General features: G+C 60.8%; 16 protein-coding genes. 10 read left to right on the top strand and 6 right to left on the bottom strand.

The genetic code is table 11. From position 1 onward, the window contains the following. The first annotated feature begins 78 nt into the window (after window positions 1-78). The gene (hisF, locus tag VFU66_RS06220) at window positions 79-849 is read left to right on the top strand and encodes an imidazole glycerol phosphate synthase subunit HisF (protein ID WP_326445374.1); all 771 of its coding nucleotides are present in this window, start codon (window positions 79-81) and stop codon (window positions 847-849) included. A gap of 27 nt (window positions 850-876) precedes the next feature. Continuing rightward, window positions 877-1,551 (top strand): 1-(5-phosphoribosyl)-5-[(5-phosphoribosylamino)methylideneamino]imidazole-4-carboxamide isomerase, encoded by a 675-nt coding sequence (locus tag VFU66_RS06215; protein WP_326445373.1) that lies wholly within the window; start codon window positions 877-879, stop codon window positions 1,549-1,551. Between the two features lie 784 nt (window positions 1,552-2,335). Here the strand turns inward: VFU66_RS06215 and VFU66_RS06210 are convergent. Together VFU66_RS06210 and VFU66_RS06205 are read right to left on the bottom strand one after the other, a co-directional pair. Then, on the bottom strand, window positions 2,336-3,358 hold the full coding sequence (locus tag VFU66_RS06210; RefSeq protein WP_326445372.1) for a VWA domain-containing protein: 1,023 nt from the start codon (window positions 3,356-3,358) through the stop codon (window positions 2,336-2,338). A 259-nt stretch (window positions 3,359-3,617) separates the two neighbouring features. Further along, window positions 3,618-3,965 (bottom strand): GIY-YIG nuclease family protein, encoded by a 348-nt coding sequence (locus tag VFU66_RS06205; RefSeq protein WP_326445371.1) that lies wholly within the window; start codon window positions 3,963-3,965, stop codon window positions 3,618-3,620. A gap of 246 nt (window positions 3,966-4,211) precedes the next feature. On the opposite strand from VFU66_RS06205, the gene VFU66_RS06200 reads away from it, so the two are divergent. Together VFU66_RS06200 and VFU66_RS06195 are read left to right on the top strand one after the other, a co-directional pair. Further along, window positions 4,212-5,510 (top strand): VWA domain-containing protein, encoded by a 1,299-nt coding sequence (locus VFU66_RS06200; RefSeq protein WP_326445370.1) that lies wholly within the window; start codon window positions 4,212-4,214, stop codon window positions 5,508-5,510. Between the two features lie 116 nt (window positions 5,511-5,626). Then, window positions 5,627-6,514: an EamA family transporter gene (locus VFU66_RS06195; RefSeq protein WP_326445369.1), complete on the top strand. Its 888-nt coding sequence runs from the start codon at window positions 5,627-5,629 to the stop codon at window positions 6,512-6,514. A gap of 205 nt (window positions 6,515-6,719) precedes the next feature. On the opposite strand, the gene VFU66_RS06190 is transcribed toward VFU66_RS06195, so the two are convergent. Further along, window positions 6,720-6,926 (bottom strand): Sec-independent protein translocase subunit TatA/TatB, encoded by a 207-nt coding sequence (locus VFU66_RS06190; protein WP_326445368.1) that lies wholly within the window; start codon window positions 6,924-6,926, stop codon window positions 6,720-6,722. 99 nt (window positions 6,927-7,025) lie between these two features. Here VFU66_RS06190 and VFU66_RS06185 point away from each other — a divergent pair, with 99 nt between their 5' ends. Beyond that, complete coding sequence (locus VFU66_RS06185; protein WP_326445367.1) at window positions 7,026-7,865, top strand: hypothetical protein; 840 nt, start codon at window positions 7,026-7,028, stop codon at window positions 7,863-7,865. Between the two features lie 247 nt (window positions 7,866-8,112). Here VFU66_RS06185 and glgC read toward each other — a convergent pair whose 3' ends face one another. Beyond that, window positions 8,113-9,372: a glucose-1-phosphate adenylyltransferase gene (gene glgC / locus VFU66_RS06180; protein WP_326445366.1), complete on the bottom strand. Its 1,260-nt coding sequence runs from the start codon at window positions 9,370-9,372 to the stop codon at window positions 8,113-8,115. A 195-nt stretch (window positions 9,373-9,567) separates the two neighbouring features. Beyond that, a complete protein-coding gene (locus VFU66_RS06175; RefSeq protein WP_414649383.1) occupies window positions 9,568-9,888 on the bottom strand; it encodes a hypothetical protein in 321 nt (106 codons plus the stop codon). A 451-nt stretch (window positions 9,889-10,339) separates the two neighbouring features. Here VFU66_RS06175 and VFU66_RS06170 point away from each other — a divergent pair, with 451 nt between their 5' ends. Then, the gene (locus VFU66_RS06170; protein ID WP_326445364.1) at window positions 10,340-10,828 is read left to right on the top strand and encodes a hypothetical protein; all 489 of its coding nucleotides are present in this window, start codon (window positions 10,340-10,342) and stop codon (window positions 10,826-10,828) included. A 38-nt stretch (window positions 10,829-10,866) separates the two neighbouring features. Then, window positions 10,867-12,492, top strand: coding sequence for an acyl-CoA mutase large subunit family protein (locus VFU66_RS06165; protein ID WP_326445363.1), 1,626 nt, complete (start codon window positions 10,867-10,869; stop codon window positions 12,490-12,492). Window positions 12,493-12,504: 12 nt separating this feature from the next. Here the strand turns inward: VFU66_RS06165 and VFU66_RS06160 are convergent, their stop codons facing one another. Next, window positions 12,505-13,164: a hypothetical protein gene (locus VFU66_RS06160; RefSeq protein WP_326445362.1), complete on the bottom strand. Its 660-nt coding sequence runs from the start codon at window positions 13,162-13,164 to the stop codon at window positions 12,505-12,507. 80 nt (window positions 13,165-13,244) lie between these two features. On the opposite strand from VFU66_RS06160, the gene gcvT reads away from it, so the two are divergent. From gcvT to gcvPA, 3 genes are all read left to right on the top strand, one after another. Further along, window positions 13,245-14,411, top strand: a complete 1,167-nt coding sequence (gene gcvT, locus VFU66_RS06155) for a glycine cleavage system aminomethyltransferase GcvT (protein ID WP_326445375.1) — start codon at window positions 13,245-13,247, stop codon at window positions 14,409-14,411. 185 nt (window positions 14,412-14,596) lie between these two features. After that, window positions 14,597-14,986: a glycine cleavage system protein GcvH gene (gcvH, locus tag VFU66_RS06150; RefSeq protein WP_326445361.1), complete on the top strand. Its 390-nt coding sequence runs from the start codon at window positions 14,597-14,599 to the stop codon at window positions 14,984-14,986. Window positions 14,987-14,988: 2 nt separating this feature from the next. Then, window positions 14,989-16,332, top strand: a complete 1,344-nt coding sequence (gene gcvPA, locus VFU66_RS06145; protein WP_326445360.1) for an aminomethyl-transferring glycine dehydrogenase subunit GcvPA — start codon at window positions 14,989-14,991, stop codon at window positions 16,330-16,332. The last annotated feature ends 143 nt before the right edge of the window (window positions 16,333-16,475 follow it).

Below are 16,475 nucleotides of genomic sequence, written 5' to 3'. Positions count from 1 at the left end.
GGCGACTCGCTGGCCCGGATTGTCTGTGAAGGCTCGGAGGTTGCGGTGGCGGCGGCTGTGCCGGTGAGGCTGGGATAGATGCTGACGAAGAGAATCATTGCGTGTCTCGATGTGCGCGGTGGGCGTGTGGTGAAGGGTGTTCAGTTTGTGGACATCATCGACGCGGGCGACCCGGCGGAGCTGGCGCATCGTCATGCGGCGGCGGGAGCGGACGAGATTGTGCTGCTCGACATCACGGCGACGCACGAGGGGCGCGGGACGCTGCTTGATACGGTGAAGCGCACGGCGGCGACGCTGTTCGTTCCGTTCACCGTCGGCGGCGGCATTCGCAGTGCTGAGGACGCGGCGGCGGTCTTCGATGCGGGCGCGGACAAGGTAAGCATCAACTCGTCGGCGATTGCGCGGCCAGAGCTGATTGGTGAGATCGGCGGCAGCTTCGGAGCACAGGCGGTGATCGTCGCCATCGACGCGCGACGCGGGCAGGCCGGCGTTGCGGATGCTGAGGTCTACGTGAGCGGCGGGCGCAAGCCGACTGGGCGCAAGGTCATCGAGTGGGCACGCGAGGCTGAGGCGCGCGGCGCGGGCGAGATTCTGCTGACCTCGATGGACACGGACGGGATGCGATCTGGCTTCGACTGCGAGCTGACCGCCGCGGTCAGTGCCGCGGTGCAGATTCCGGTGATTGCTTCGGGCGGCGCGGGAACGGCGGGGCACTTCGTGGATGTGTTCGGGCGCGGGCGGGCTGATGCGGCGCTCGCGGCGAGCATCTTCCACTTCGGCGTGACCGACTCGCGGGCGCTGAAGGCGGAGTTGCAGCAGGCGGGCGTCAGCGTGCGGCTGCCTTGCTGAGTTGAGAACAGGAAGAGGACATAAGGGATGTTGATACCTTCGATTGATTTGATGGGCGGACGGATTGTGCAGTTGGTGCAGGGCGAGAAGCTGAAGCTTGCGTTTGACGACTTCGAGTACTGGATCGAGCGGTTCCGGAGATATCCGGTCGTGCAGTTGATCGATCTGGATGCGGCGATGCGGCAGGGGGACAACCGGGCGCTGATCGAGATGTTCTGTAAGCGGCTGCCTTGCCAGGTAGGCGGCGGGTTGAGGTCGGCTGCTGATGGGCGGGCGCTGCTGGCGGCCGGGGCGAAGCGGGTGATCTTTGGGTCGAGTCTGTTCGGGGCCTCGGGGGTGAATAAGGAGTTTGCTGCCGGGCTGAAGAAGGACCTGGGCGAAGAGGCGCTGGTCTTCAGCGTCGATACCAAAGGCGGCAAGGTGGCAGTGAAGGGTTGGAAGGACTCGGTGGACCTGACGCCGGAGGAGGCGGTGACGTGGCTGGAGGACTATTGCTCGGCATTTCTTTATACGCACGTGGACACCGAGGGAACGATGAGCGGGTTTCCGATGGACGTGGCGGCGGTGCTGCGCTCGACGACGGCAAGGCAGTTGATCGTCGCGGGCGGCATTAAGGAACGGGCTGAGGTGGACGCGCTAGACGCGATGGGCGTGGACGCCGTGGCTGGGATGGCTGTCTACTCCGGGGCGATGGAGGCTTGATGGCCTCTCCCCCTCCCCCTGTTTTTGTGCAAAGTCCTTCGAACAAAGGACTTAGGTCTGGACATTTCCGTTTTTCTCTCGTAAAGTATTGATTCGATTGAGCCTTTGCGGGTAAAGTCCTTCAAACAAAGAGGTTATGCTCTTTCACGTGCGAGACGCAGATTCCCTTCGGGAATGACAACAAAAAGTGGGGATGAGGGTGTCAGCGGCGCTACACCTTCAGAAGAGCAGTCATCGATGAGCCATATCCACTTATTAAAGGCTAGCAGGTTGAGAGGGGTAATCCCGCCACGGGGAAGTGGTTTGTGGTGAGTTGGTTAGCTGCTTTCTGGGCTTGACAGGGTGTGGGTGAACTCAAGAAACAGCAAGTTCCTTCGCTTCGCTACGGAATGGAAATACAAAAAGGTGGTTGATTGGGGTTTTGTGCTTTCCCGCCCATCGCAAAAGCGCGATGGATGGCGCACCCGGCGACAGCAAATGCGGGGGTCTCTCCACTCCGGCGGCAAAAAGCGCCGCCTTCGGTCGAGATGACGTGTGTTTGGCCGTGCTGCTAAAAGGGCCGTCTCCGGTCGAGATGACGTGTGTTTGTGGCGGGATAAAGAGCAGGTTCCTTCGCTACGTTATGGAATGGAAATGCCAAAAGGTGGCTGATTGGGCTTTTGTGCTTTCCCGCCCATCGCAAAAGCGCGATGGATAGGGCACCCGAGCGTTTTGGGCGGTCTGATGCGAAACGCAGATTCCCTTCGGGAATGACAAACAAAAGAGGCGGCTCCCTCAATCTTCGCTAATTGTCGCCGAGGGGGTCGGCCATGGCGTAGTAGCCGCGGCGGGCCTGGACTTTGTATTCTTTGCCGCAGGAGACGTTGAGGGCACGGAAGGAGCCGTCCATTTTGAGGTCGGTGGGGGTGTAGCTGGCGAGGTATTGGGTGCGCAGCTCATCCTGAATCTGGTCGAAGGCGGCCTGGAGTTTGCGTGCGTTTGCGCCGACGTTGATGACGCGGCCTCCGGTGTCTTTGGCGAGGCGGTCCATGTAGCCCGCTCCGCTGTAGCCCATGCCGAAGCTGCCGTAAGCCTGTGGGTCGGCGAGCAGGATGACGTAGACGATGGCGTTGGACTTCTGGGCGGCCTCGACGGCGGACTTGAGGGTTTCCTGCGAGCCCTGGTCCTGGCCGTCAGTGAGGATGACGAGGATCTTGCGGCCGGCCTCCTGGCGGAGCTTGTCATGCGCGGCGAGGTAGATGGCATCGTAGAGCAGGGTGCCGCGTGGGGTGCCGTTGCCGGTGACGGAGCCAGTGCCTGCGCCGGTGTTGATCTGGGCCTTGTCCATGGCGCGCTGGATCTCGCGGGGGCTGTTGGTGTAGTCGGCCAGCAGGTTGACATTGATGTCGAAGGAGATGAGGAAGGCTTCGTCTTTGGGCGTGAGGACGTCTTTGAGGAACTCGGCCCCGGAGGTTTGTTCCATGGGCAGGACGTTCATCTGGCTGCCGCTGGTGTCGAGCAGGATGCCGATGGTGAGGGGCAGGTTCTTTTCCTGGGTGAAGTTCTTGATGGTCTGGGGGACCTTGTCCTCGAAGATCTGGCAGTCGTCTTTGTGGAGATTGGTGATGTAGCCGTTTTTGTCGCGGACGGAGAAGTAGAGGTTGACCAGGTTGACGTTGACCTTGAGGGTCTCCATGGGGTTGGTGGGGAGAGGCTGCGCCGGAGCGTCGCTGGCAGGGGGAGGCATGTCGGGTGTTGGCGCCTCTTGAGCGTGGAGGAGCGGGGCGAGCGAGAGGCACAGGACGGCTGCTGCAAGGAACGGGCGCATGTCTTATTAGACGACGAATGGAGGCGTGAGTCAGCCGGAAAAGTGACGGGGGCTGGGACGGCGTCCTTTCAGGGGAGAATCGGTGCCGCTACGAGCGAAATGCGGGGGCTTCTGCTTCGTTTCACTCAAGGGTCAGAAGGACAGGCAACTGCAAAAGCAACGACAGCTGCAAAAGCAACGACAACTGCAAAAGCAAATGCGGGGATTCTTCGCTTCGCTCAGAATGACAGATGATGAGGCTACGGCTATTTATTTTTAATTAAAAGGTTTCGGGTGGGCGGAGTTTGGACTCGTCGAAGGGTTCGGTTGGCTTTCCCCATTCCAGACTCAGGTCTTGCCAGGTCGGGTTGTGGGTCAGGATGAGCTGGACTTTTTTGATGCGGAGCCAGCCCTTGATCTCTGTTTCGCGCGCGATGGCCAGGTTGATGTCCCCGAACGTTTCGTAGTAGACGAGCTTGTTTATTTTGTAGCGGGCGGTAAATGAGCTGGGGTCGGTTGCGGCCTTGTGGTCGTTGATACGCCCGTCGAGACGGGTGGTTACGCCTATGTACAGACGGCGCTGGTGGTTGGCGAGGATGTAGACGTAGGCTCGGTCGAATCTGGGCATTGATTTTGAGTTTATCGGCGATGTGGAGCAAATGCGGGGATTCTTCGCTTCGCTCAGAATGACCGCAAATGTCTGGGTGCGGGCGCCAACGTCTGGGTGCGGGGTTGCGTCCAAAAAAGAAGGGGCTTTGCGGGTTGGCGGGGTGGATGGTGCGCCTGATAATCTGGTGGTTGGTAAAGTCCCGCCTGAAGCTGACCGGCGGGCTGGAGCAGGAATGGGGGTAGTTGCGTGGTGAGAACGAGTGTATTGGCCGGGTCTCTGGCTTTGGTGCTGCTGGCGCCGGTGGCGTGGCAGGCAGCGGCGCAGAGTTCCGCGCAGGCGATTCCCGATGCTCCCAAGCCGCAGGGACTTTCGATTGGGCCGATTGCGCCTGGGATTGGAACGACGCCAGAGAATGCCGGTCTCCCCTCGGCTCAGTCCAGCTCGGATGCGGGCGCTCCGCCGAGTTCGCTGCCGGCGGCGACGCAGGCCGTGAAGGACGAAGGGCCGCCTCCGGATGTTCCACAGGCAGGACAGGGGCCGGAGTATGTGATCCACGCGCGCGTGAACTTTGTGGAAGTGCCGTTTACGGTGAAGGACAGCAAAGGCAATCTGGTGGCGGGGCTGACGTGGCGCGATGTGCGGGTGAATGAGAACGGGCTGCGGCAGCAACTGGCACTGTTTACGACGGACCCGTTTCCGCTCTCGGTGGCGCTGGTGATTGACCAGAGCATGACCTACGACAACATGACGAAGGTGAACAATGCGCTGGCGGCGTTGCAGGGAGCGTTTGCCTCCTACGACGAGGTTGCGGTGTTTACCTACAATAACGGGCCGCGGATGCAGACGACCTTTACCGGGGCGCAGAGCGCGCGGCTGACGGCGGTGCTGGAGCGGTCGAAGAGCACGGGGCGGGAGCCGATCTTTTACGACACGACAGGCCCGCTGGGGCAGAACATCAACCTGAACGGCGGCGCGCTGGCGAATATCGACCCGAATACGAACTCGACGCATGGCAGAAGCATGAGCGGCATTCAGAATGTGCCGCGCGAGTCGCATACGCTGAACGATGCGATTCTGGCGGCGGCGACGGCGCTCTCGAAGGCCCCGAAGGGACGGCGGCGGGTGATCTACGTGATCAGCGACGGGAAGGAATACGGCAGCCAGGCGAGCGTGAAGGAAGTCATCAAATATTTGCAGACGAATAAAATTGCGGTGTACGGCACGCTGGTGGGCGACTCTTCGCTGCCGGTGATCGGATTCCTGAATCACATGCATCTGCCGCTGAGCATGAGGGACAATGTGCTGCCTGCGTACACGATTGCCACGGGCGGCAACCTGGATGGCGAGTTCCGGCAGAAGGGTATCGAAGAGAGCTTTGCCCGGATTGCGCGTGAGGCGCGGACGCAGTACACCATCGGCTACTACACGCATGAGCCGTTTATCGACGGCAAGTACCGCACGATTGAGGTGAAGGTGATGCGGCCCGGCCTGACGGTGATTGCGAAGAAGGGGTACTATCCGACGGCTTCGGATGCGATGTCCGGAGTGCAGAGGACGCGGTAAGCGGCGCGCATTGCGGACGAAATATGGAGGTCTCTCCACTATGGCGGCAAACGGCACCGCCTCCGGTTGAGATGACGTGTCCGATCTGTAGCTGTGTCTGACCTGAACGGGATTGAATGAACATATTGGTGCATGGGAATGCCTTGCTGGCGCTGGCGGCGGCGGTGTTGTGGGGCGGCGGCGACTTTTCCGGAGGGATGGGGGCCAAGCACGCCGGCGGAACGATGGCGTCGGCACTGCGGGTGATTCTGGTCAGCCATGCTTCGAGCTTTGCCGCGTTGCTTTTGATTGTGTGGCTGCGGGGAGATCGGTTTCCGCAGGGTGCGGCGCTGTGGTGGGGTGTGGGCGCGGGTGTGATGGGCGGGCTGGCGCTGATGTGCTTCTACGTGGCGCTGTCGCGGGGGGCGATGGGGGCTTCGGCGGCGGTGAGCGGGTTGCTGGCGGCGGCGATTCCGGCGGCGGTGTCGGCTGCGGCGGAGGGCTCGCCGGGGCTGCTGCGCGTGGCTGGGTTTCTGGTGGCTGGTGCAGCGATCTGGCTGATTGCGGCGGGGCCGAATGCGGAGGCGAAGCCCGCGTCCACGGACACGATCTGGCTGGCGGTGGCGGCTGGGGTGGGGTTTGGGATTTATTTTGTCGCACTGAAGATGGCCGGGTCGGCTGGAGTCTTTTGGCCGATGGCTACGGCGAGGATGGGGAGCCTGAGTACGTGCTCGCTGGTGCTGGCGGGGATGACGCTGGGCGCGCGGCGCGGGGTGACGGAGGCTCGGCTGACGCGGGCGGCGGTGGTGTGGGCGCTCTCGACGTCCGTGATGGATACGTCGGGCAATCTGCTGTTTATTGCGGCGACGAGGGCAGGGCGGCTGGATGTGGCGGCGGTGCTGGCGTCGCTGTATCCGGCCTCGACGATCCTGCTGGCGGCGTGGATGCTGCACGAACGGCCGACGCGGCGGCAGGGGTTGGGCATGGTGGTGGCGGCGGCGGCAGTGGTGATGATTACGCTGTAGGGTTTTGCGGTGCGGTCGGGTTGTTGTCCGGTGTCCTGAGTCCGAAGTTGTTTGCATCAGCAGAAACGTCGAACCGCAGGTCCTTCGACTACGCAGACCGCAAAAACGCGGTATGCTCCGCTCAGGATGACACTACAAAATATGACGTGAACTTCTGGCTCAGGAAACTGGTTCAAGGCAAACGTTCGACGATGGCGCGCGGAGGTTATTTGGTCTCTTCCGTCTTGGTGGCGTCGGTGGCGGATTTCTTCACGTCGCTGACTTCGTCGGAGACGCCCTTCATGCCCTCGCGGAAGCCGCGGAGTCCTTCGCCGAGACCCTTGCCCAGTTCGGGGAGCTTGCGTCCGCCGAAGAGGACCAGAATCACGATGGCGATGATCAGTAAATGTGTCGGTTGTAGCAGGTCACCCATAATCTTCTCCTAGCAACCGGGGGACGCGGCGCGAACTCCGGCATCTTCTATTGTCGCACAGACGGATGGATGTGAGATAGGTTGGCCGGAGGAGGGCAGATGTGGCCCGAACGTTATATCTTAGGTAGTACAGGCAAGATTGCGAAGAGGCTGGAGACGGCGCGGAGAAGAATGTTGCGATTGATGATGGCTGGACCGACAACGAATCACAATGCAGATGCAAGAGTGGCGGGAACGCAGAGACATGGGAAGCTCGCCGTGGCCGGACTTCTGGCGGCGGGGTTGATGATGCTGGGCGCAGGGCAGGCCCGCGCGCAGGATGCCTCGGTCGGGCAGCAGACGCCCTCGTTCCAGTTGCCCGGCAGGATTGCAACGCCGGCAAAGGTGACTTACGACAACAAGTACGAGGTGTACGGCGGCCTGAACTTTATGAACTTCCAGGCTGGCCAGTCGATACCCAAGCGCATGAACCTGGGCGGCGGCGAGTTGCTGGGGACGTATTGGCTGAACAGAAAGGTTGGCCTGGGGCTGGATTATCGCGGCGAGGCGGGCACGACGCCCGTCTTCCCCGGAGCACAGCAGGACCCGTATGACATCAGCCGTCCGCTGGTGTATATGAACATGCTGATGGTGGGGGCGCAGTATCGCGGGCCGAAGAACCAGTTTGTGGCGATTGATTATCACGGGTTCATCGGCGCGTCGAAGGGCGTGTTTGATTCCAGCCGGAGAGCGAACCAGCCGCTGTTTTATCCGCTGACCGGGCTCTACACGAACCGCACCAAGCCTGTTGCGGCGCTGGGCGGCAGCCTGGACATCAACCTGAGCAAGCGCGCGGCGATCCGGCTTTCTCCGGATTTGATGTTCGAGCACTTCGGGACCGAGACGCGCGAGTTTTTTGCGATTTCGGGTGGGTTGGTTTATCGGTTCGGGAAGCAGTAGCGGCGGTCTGATGAAGTATCGGAGGGCCACGGAATGTGTCGGCGCAGAAACGAAATGCGGGGATTCTTCGCTACGCTCAGAATGACAAGTTGAACATTGGAGACTTAAATTAGAGGATCCTTGGGGCACCTCCCGTGCAGGTGTAGCCCGGCGCAGGCCGATGCGAAACGCAGATTCCCTGCGGGAATGACAATAAGAAAGAAGCACGGCTGGAGCTTGATGGCTCCGGCCGTTTTCATTTGCGATGTCAGGAGTTGCCGTTCTGGAGGAACTCGGGCGAGACGGGGTTTTCGTAGACGGAGTAGTCGCGGGTGACGACGGTGAGGCCGCTGGCGGAGACGAAGTAGTTCTTCTTGTCTTCGTTGGCGTCGTAGCCGATGACGGTGCCGTCGGGGATGTGGACGTCGCGGTCGATGATGGCGTGGCGAATGCGGCAGTGGCGGCCGATGTTGACATGGGAGAAGACAATGCTCGAGTCTACGTCGGCGTAGGAGTTGACGCGCACGTCCTGCGAGACGACCGAGTTGCGGACGACGGAGCCGGAGACGATGGACCCGGCGCAGACGATGGAGTTGATGGCCATGCCGGTGCGGCCGGGCTCGCCGAAGACGAATTTGGCGGGCGGGTACTGGTAGGGGCGGGTGCGCATGGGCCAGGACTTGTCGTAGAGGTTGAAGGTGGGGGTGACGCCGGCGACGTCCATGTTGGCCTCGTAGTAGGCCTCGAGCGTGCCTACGTCGCGCCAGTAGAGCGCCTTCTGCTTGTTCTCGTCGACGAAGTTGAAGGCGTGCATCTTGAAGCGTCCGAGGATATTGGGCAGGATGTCGTGGCCGAAGTCGTGGCGGGATTGAGGGTCTTCGGCATCCTTGATCAGCTCAGGGATGAGCACGTCGGTGTTGAAGATGTAGATGCCCATGGAGACATCGACCATGTCGGGGTTGAAGGGCGAGCGGATGCTGGTCTCTTTGGGCTTTTCGACGAAGCCGATGACTTCGGCGTTGGGCGCGACCTCGACGACGCCGAAGGCCGAGACCTCGGACGGGTTGATGGGCAGGGTGGCGAGGGTGACGTGTGCGCCGGACTCCTTGTGCTGCTGGAGCATGCGGGCGTAGTTCATCTTGTAGATGTGGTCGCCGGAGAGGATGAGGACGTAGCGCGGCTCCTCGGAACCGATGGAGTAGATGTTCTGGTAGACGGCGTCGGCCGTGCCCTGGTACCAGCTCTTGGAGACGCGCTGCATGGGCGGAAGGATCTCGATGAACTCGCCGAGTTCGTTGGCAACGACCGGGCCCCAGCCTTCGCGGATGTGGCGGTTGAGCGAGAGCGCCTTGTACTGGGTGAGGATGTAGACGTGGCGCAGGTCGGAGTTGATGCAGTTGGAGAGCGTGATGTCGATGATGCGGTACTGGCCGGCGAAGGGAACGGCGGGCTTCGCGCGGTCGCGGGTGAGCGGAAAGAGTCTTTCGCCGGCACCTCCGGCAAGTAAAACGCCCAGCGTGTCTCTCATAGTTCCAACTACCTCGTGCAGATATTTGATCAGCCTGTCGTGCTTCTTCTTCAGATGCGCTCACCTCGGCGCGCGTTTGAAAGAAGAAACGCGAGTCTACCACGTGGAGATTGCGTTTGTGATGTGCCGGAGGATTTTGGGTGAAAAACGAAAGGCCCGGCTGTGAAGTCCGGGCCCGATGGAGCGCACGCGAAACTACTCGCCGGAGCCTTCGTCCGAGACGGTCTCGGGCGGATTGCCGTCTTCGGTGAGGCTGATGCGCAAAGAGCGGAGAAAGTTGAGGTCGTTCGAGGTGAAGGGCTCGTGAAGGTTGTCCGTGGAGTTTTCGGCGGCAGCGGTGGCTCCGTCTTCGACTTCATTGAGGCCGATGGTGGCTTCCAGCATCAGCAGCACGTCGAAACCCTGCTCGCGGATGTTTTTGACGACGACGGCGATGTCTTCCGACTCAGAGACAGACTCGTGAATGGCCTCGCCGAGTTGCTGGATCAGGTTTTTGACTTTCTGGTTCAATGCCACCTCCGGTGCAGCCCTTGGTTTGAAAATCTAACCGCGCATCGGGTATTCCTGGCCCAGGCGGCCGGTGGGAACGGCATTGCGGGTACGTCTTCTGGAGCAAGCATAACGCTATGTCGCAAAACGCCGCAATGGGTTTCATGGCGGAAAAGCATCATGCGTCGGGAGCGTGATTGCTCTGCCATGCGGCAGGCAAGCTCTGTGCCAAATCCTCTACGGGCCGCTTTTTGTAGGGGTTCCAGACAAGAAGACCTACGGTGGCAGCGCAGACGCCTCCGACCATCCAGAGAAAATTTTTCATACGGCTCCCCCTTTCTTCACGTTGAATCCTGTTGATTGGATGCACGGTGAAGGGCTTCCGATAGCTACGAACCCACCTTAGCCGCGATGAAGCCGCGCCGAAGATGGGGCACCCGGCTTTCTCTGGCGCGGGGGATGCGGCTACACTTTGGGTATGGATTCGGTACGCTTTGGCCGGGCGCTGGGTGTGGGCGCGCGCGCGGCCGCTAAAACGTTGGTGACGGCCGTGGACGCGGCGGCGACCCCGAATCCTTCGCCTGCGCGCAAGCCGGAGCAGAAGAATGCGGGAAAAGCTGCTGCTTCGGGTGAGCGGCTGGGGCAACAGGTGGCGCGTTCCGCGACGCAGGCCGTCGAAACCACGCAGGGGTTGAAGCGCGGCGGCAAGCGATTCGGGCAGGCGGTGTGGAAGCCGTTCGTGAAGCTTTCGGGCGTGCTGTGGCTGGAGCTGACTGGGACCTTCTTTGGGATCTTCGCGCTGTTCGCGGTGGGCGGCGCGTGGAAGATGCGCACGGCGATGCATGAATCGGGAGTAAGCCCTCTGGCGCACGAGCGGTTTGAGTGGGCGGTGGTGATGGCTCTGGTCTTCAGCTACTTCTGTGTGACGAGTTTTCTGAAGGCTCGGCGCAGAGGACGCGGGCGGTAGATTCGGCAATCTGATGCGCGGCGGTACACTTGTGCGGCATGAGCGAGACTCCGAAGACGAATCCGCAGACTGGTCCAAAGACAAGTTCGGGCATTCCGGTTGAGTCGGTGTATGGGGCCGAGGACCTGGCCGGATTCGACGCGGTGCGCGAGCTGGGCGCGCCGGGCGAGTACCCGTTCACGCGCGGGATTCAGCCGACGATGTATCGCGGGCGGCTGTGGACCATGCGGCAGTATGCCGGGATGGGCGACGCCGAGGAGTCGAATCGGCGGTACAAATTTCTGCTTGAGCAAGGGACGAAGGGTTTGTCGGTTGCGTTCGATCTGCCGACGCAGATTGGGTATGACTCCGACGATGCGCTGGCGGTGGGTGAGGTGGGCAAGGTCGGCGTGGCGATTGATTCGATCGAAGACATGGAGCGGCTGTTCAGCGGGATTCGGCTGGATACGATTTCGACCTCGATGACGATTAATGCGACGGCTGCGATTCTGCTAGCGTTGTATGTCGCCGTGGCTCGGCGCACGGGCGCGGACGTGAAGCGGCTGAGCGGCACGGTGCAGAACGATATTTTGAAGGAGTACATTGCGCGCGGAACGTATATCTATCCGGTGCGGCACGCGATGCGGCTGGTGACGGACATCTTTGCGTGGGCGGCGGACGAGGTGCCGGAGTGGAATACGATCTCGATCTCCGGCTACCACATGCGCGAGGCAGGCTGCACGGCTGTGCAGGAGGTCGCGTTCACGCTGGCCAATGGCATGACTTACGTGCAGACCGCGCTGGATGCGCGGCTGGATGTGGATGCGTTTGCTCCGCGGCTGAGCTTCTTCTTCAACGCGCACAGCAATCTGCTGGAAGAGGTGGCGAAGTTTCGTGCGGCGCGGCGGATGTGGGCGCGCATTATGCGTGAACACTTTGGCGCGAAGAACCCGCGAAGTTGGATGTTGCGGTTTCACACGCAGACGGCGGGCTCGACCCTGACGGCGCAGCAGCCTGAGAACAACATTGTGCGTACAACCGTAGAGGCGCTGGCTGCGGTGCTGGGCGGCACGCAGTCTCTGCATACGAATGGGTTTGATGAGGCGCTTTCGCTGCCGACCGAGCATGCCGCGCGGATTGCGCTGAGGACGCAGCAGATTCTGGCGCATGAGAGCGGTGTGGCGGATACGGTGGACCCGCTGGCGGGCTCGTACTATATGGAGTCGTTGACGAATGAGATCGAGCGGCGGGCGGAGGAATACATGGCCGCAGTCGCGCGATTCGATTTGGGCGGGAACTATGGGATGCTGCGAGCGATCGAGCAGGGTTATGTGCAGCGCGAGATTCAGAACTCGGCTTACGCTTATCAGCGCGCGGTGGATGAGAGGCGTGCGGTCGTGGTTGGGGTGAACGAGTTTGTTGCTGAACAGGAGACGCCGATCCCGATTCAGCGGGTTGATGCTGCGCTGGAACAGCGGCAGGTGGAGCGGGTGCGGGCGTTGCGTGCGCGGCGCGATGCAGGTGTTCACGCGGCGGCGCTGCGCACGGTTGCAGAAGCGGCGCGGAATGATGGGAATTTATTGCCCCCGATTTTGGCTGCGGTGGAGTGCTACGCGACCGTGGGCGAGATTGCGAATGTGTTGCGCGGGGTGTTCGGGGAGTATCGGGAGTCGGTTACGGTGTGATGGCTCACTCCTTTACTGCATTGTTCCTGAGACGGCGTCGGGCGCGTTTGCGGCGTTGGGGTCGACCGTGAAGTCGAAGACGACGGTGGAGAAGGTGTTCGCTACTTTGGTTACGGGAAGGAGCGCATATTCTCCGGGGGTAAGCGGGTTGGTTGGCGTGATCTTGAGCCATCCGCCAGCGAGCGATTCGACCGTGGCGTCTATCTGCGAGCTGTCGCGCTTTGCTTTGCCGGTAAGTTGCGTGAACTTAATCTGCGAGATGATGCGCTTGTCTTTCTTGACTACAGCCTGGACGATGGCCCAGTGGTCGAAGAAGCTGGATTGGTCGCCGTCGGGATCGCTCATCACATGGACATAGAAGACAGGCTTGCTGGTGTGCAGGGCCACGCGGGCGTGAGCGCCTTCGATCTCGGTCGTCATTTTGGGCTTGTAGAAGAAGCTGCCTGCGAGCGAGCCGGCTACGTTTGCTCCACGGTGGTTGTCCACGTTGATGGCGGTGTGGTGGATGGGCACCAGCTCGGGTTTGCCGCTGTAGACATCGACCGCCCAGGGAACGCTGCCGCTGGGGATATGGACGCCCGGGATGGGTTCGGGCACGTCTTGCGCCTTGATCGACGGCGTGCAGAGCAGGACAAACGCAAAGAGGGAGAACAGAACGCGAACGGTTCGCAACGCGGCCTCCGGCAAGAGATGTGTCGAGCAAGGATGACACAGGCGCGGCCATGCGGCAAACTGCGCTCGTTGACCCTGAGATGACGGCAAACTACGATTGGCTTGGAGGCTTTCCCTTGTCAGATACGCAAACCCCGCTGCGCAAAACCGCGCTGAATGCCGTGCATCGTGCTGCTAAATCCAAGATGGTTGATTTTGGCGGGTGGGACATGCCTGTTGATTGTTGCGGCTTGATTGCCGAGCACATGGCTGTGCGGACGGGCGTTGGCGTCTTCGACGTGTCGCACATGGGGGATATTCAGTTTCGCGGGCCGGGCGCGCTGGCGGCGGTGCAAAAGCTGTGCATGAATGATGCTTCGAAGCTGGCTGTGGGGCAGGCGCAGTACTCGGCGATGCTGTATCCGAATGGGACGTTTGTCGATGACGTGGTGGTGCATAAGCTTTCGGACAATGACTATCTGATCGTCATCAACGCGGGCACGCGCGAGAAGGATGTCGCGTGGGTGCGGCAGGTGATTGGCGGAATGCCCGGCGTTCACATGAACGACTACAGCGACTTTTATACGCAGATTGCGATTCAAGGGCCGAGGGCTGCGGAGACTTTGCAGAAGCTGACTTCGACTGATCTGAGCGCGATTAAGAACTACTGGTTTACGTGGGGACAGGTGTGTGGGCTGCACAACGTGATGATTGCTCGGACGGGCTACACGGGCGAGGATGGGTTTGAGATTTACATTCCTTCGGATGAAGCGACCAGCGCGCGCGTGTGGGCTGAGGTGCTGGAGGCCGGTAAGGAGTTCGGGATTCTGACGTGCGGGTTGGGTGCGCGGAATACGCTGCGGCTGGAGGCTGGAATGGCTTTGTATGGCCATGAAATCTCCGACTCCATCAATGTGTTTGAGGCTGGGCTTGGGCGGTATGCCAAGCTCGATAAGGGCGATTTTGTTGGGCGGGATGCGCTGGTGAAGATTCAGGCTGACGGTGGGCCGAAGCGCAAGCTCGTCGGGCTGGAGATGGTGGAGCGTGGGATTGGGCGCGATGGGTATCCGGTGTTTTCGCTTGATGGCAAACGGGTGGGCGAGATTACGAGCGGGTCGCCTTCGCCGTTCTTGAAGAAGAATATTGCGATGGCGTATGTGCCGGTGGAGTTGTCGGCGGTGGATACCGAAGTTGCGGTGGAGATTCGCGGGCAGATGGTGAAGGCGCGTGTGGTGCCACTGCCGTTTTATAAGAGGGCGAAGAAGTAGCAACAGCAAAAACAACCGCAGGTCCTTCGACTCCGTTTGGCGCAAGAGGCGCGCCAAACTCCGCTCAGGATGACACTTCATTACCTTGTCATCAATAATCCACATGCCGCGCTTTGGACTGGGCTGGCCCGGGTCGTGTAGTCTGCTTTCCGCATTTACAATGAAAAGGGAGATTCCCCACACATATGGCTTATCCGGCAAATTACAGGTACACGAAGGAACACGAGTGGATTGATGCTGACGGTTCGGCAGGCAGCATTGGGATTACGGATTACGCGCAGGACTCGCTGGGCGACATTGTCTTTGTCGATCTGCCGAAGGTGGGCGACGCGGTGGAGGCGGGCAAGACGTTCGGGTCTGTGGAGTCGGTGAAGGCGGTCTCGGATCTGTTCGCGCCGGTGTCGGGCACGGTGACGGCGGTGAATGACGCGCTCAAGGACAAGCCGGAGCTGATCAACACGGACGCGAATACGACGTGGCTGATCAAGGTGTCGCTGGCCGATGCGAAGCAGCTGGATGGACTGCTGGGCGCTGCTGATTATGAGAAGTTTATTGCCGAGGAGACCGGACACTAACGATGCGTTATCTGCCGAAGTCCCCAGGGGACCGTAAAGAGATGCTCGCCGAGATCGGCGTGGCGTCGATCGACGATCTGTTCCAGAGCATTCCTGCTGAGTATCAACTGAAGCGCGACCTGAAGATTCCTCGTCAGCATGGCGAGTCGGAGATTCTGGATCGCTTTCGTGATTTTGCGGAGCACAACGCTGCGGGCTATGCGAGCTTTCTAGGCGCGGGCGTGTATCGGCACTATCGGCCCGTGATTATCGACTCGCTGGTGCAGCGGGGCGAGTTTCTGACGAGCTATACGCCTTACCAGCCGGAGATCTCGCAGGGCACGCTGCAGGCGATGTTCGAGTTCCAGACGATGATCTGCGAGCTGACCGGCATGGAGATTGCCAACGCTTCGATGTACGACGGCTCGACCGGCGCGGCGGAGGCGATCATGATGGCGGTGCGCGTGACCGGGCGCGATGGCGCAGTGGTGGCGCGGACGGTGCATCCCGAGTACCGCGAAGTTGTGACGACGTATGCGCAGCATCAGGAGATTCCCGTCACCGAGGTTGGCTACGCGGCGAATGGGCGCGTGGATATGGCTGCGCTTGACGCGGCGATTACCAGCGACACGGCTTGCGTGCTGATTCAGTCGCCGAACTTCTTTGGCACGATTGAGGATGTGGCCGCGATTGCCGAGATTGCTCATGCAAAGGGTGCGCTGCTGATTGTGTCGATTGCGGAGGCGATCTCGCTGGGAATTGTGCGGCCTCCGGCTGAAGCGGACATTGTGTCGATGGAGGCGCAGAGCTACGGCGTTGCACCGAGCTTTGGCGGGCCGTTCTGCGGCGTGATTGCGTGCAAGGAGAAGTTCCTGCGACAGATGCCGGGGCGGCTGATCGGCGAGACGAAGGACAAGGACGGCAAGCGCGGATTTGTGCTGACTTTGAGTACGAGAGAACAGCATATCCGGCGCGAGAAAGCGACCTCGAACATCTGCACCAACCAGGCGCTGGTCGCGTTGATGACGACGATCTTTCTGACGGTGTATGGCAAGCAGGGGATGCGGGAGTTGGCTGAACAGAACCTTGCGAAGGCTGCTTACTTGAAGAGTGCGCTTGCTAAGACTGCTGGCGCGAAGGTGCTGTTTGAGGGTGCTCCTCGTTTCCATGAGTTTGTGCTGGAGACGCCGAAGAGTGCCGCGGCTGTGAACGCTGGACTGCTGGAGAAGAAGATCATCGGCGGGCTGCCGCTGGTGAAGTGGTACCCGGAGCTTGGGTCGAATGCGAGCCTTTGGTGCGCGACGGAGTTGACTACGCGCAAGCAGATGGATGCTGTTGCGGCGGCGCTGGCGGGCAAGAAGGCTTAGCAATGGATGTGAGCGCGATCATCGGCGAGGAGTTGAAGGCTGTTGAGTTCGTCGAGGACTTTTTGCAGCTTCGGTTCGATACGCCACTGCTGAGGCTGTACAACTGGCCGCACGTTTTGCTGAGCGATTTTTCTGTGGCCTAC

Source organism: Edaphobacter sp., from assembly GCF_035763405.1.
Taxonomy (GTDB): domain Bacteria; phylum Acidobacteriota; class Terriglobia; order Terriglobales; family Acidobacteriaceae; genus Edaphobacter.
The sequence above is the reverse complement of the archived record's forward strand: the minus strand, read 5'-3'. Positions and strand labels throughout refer to the sequence as shown.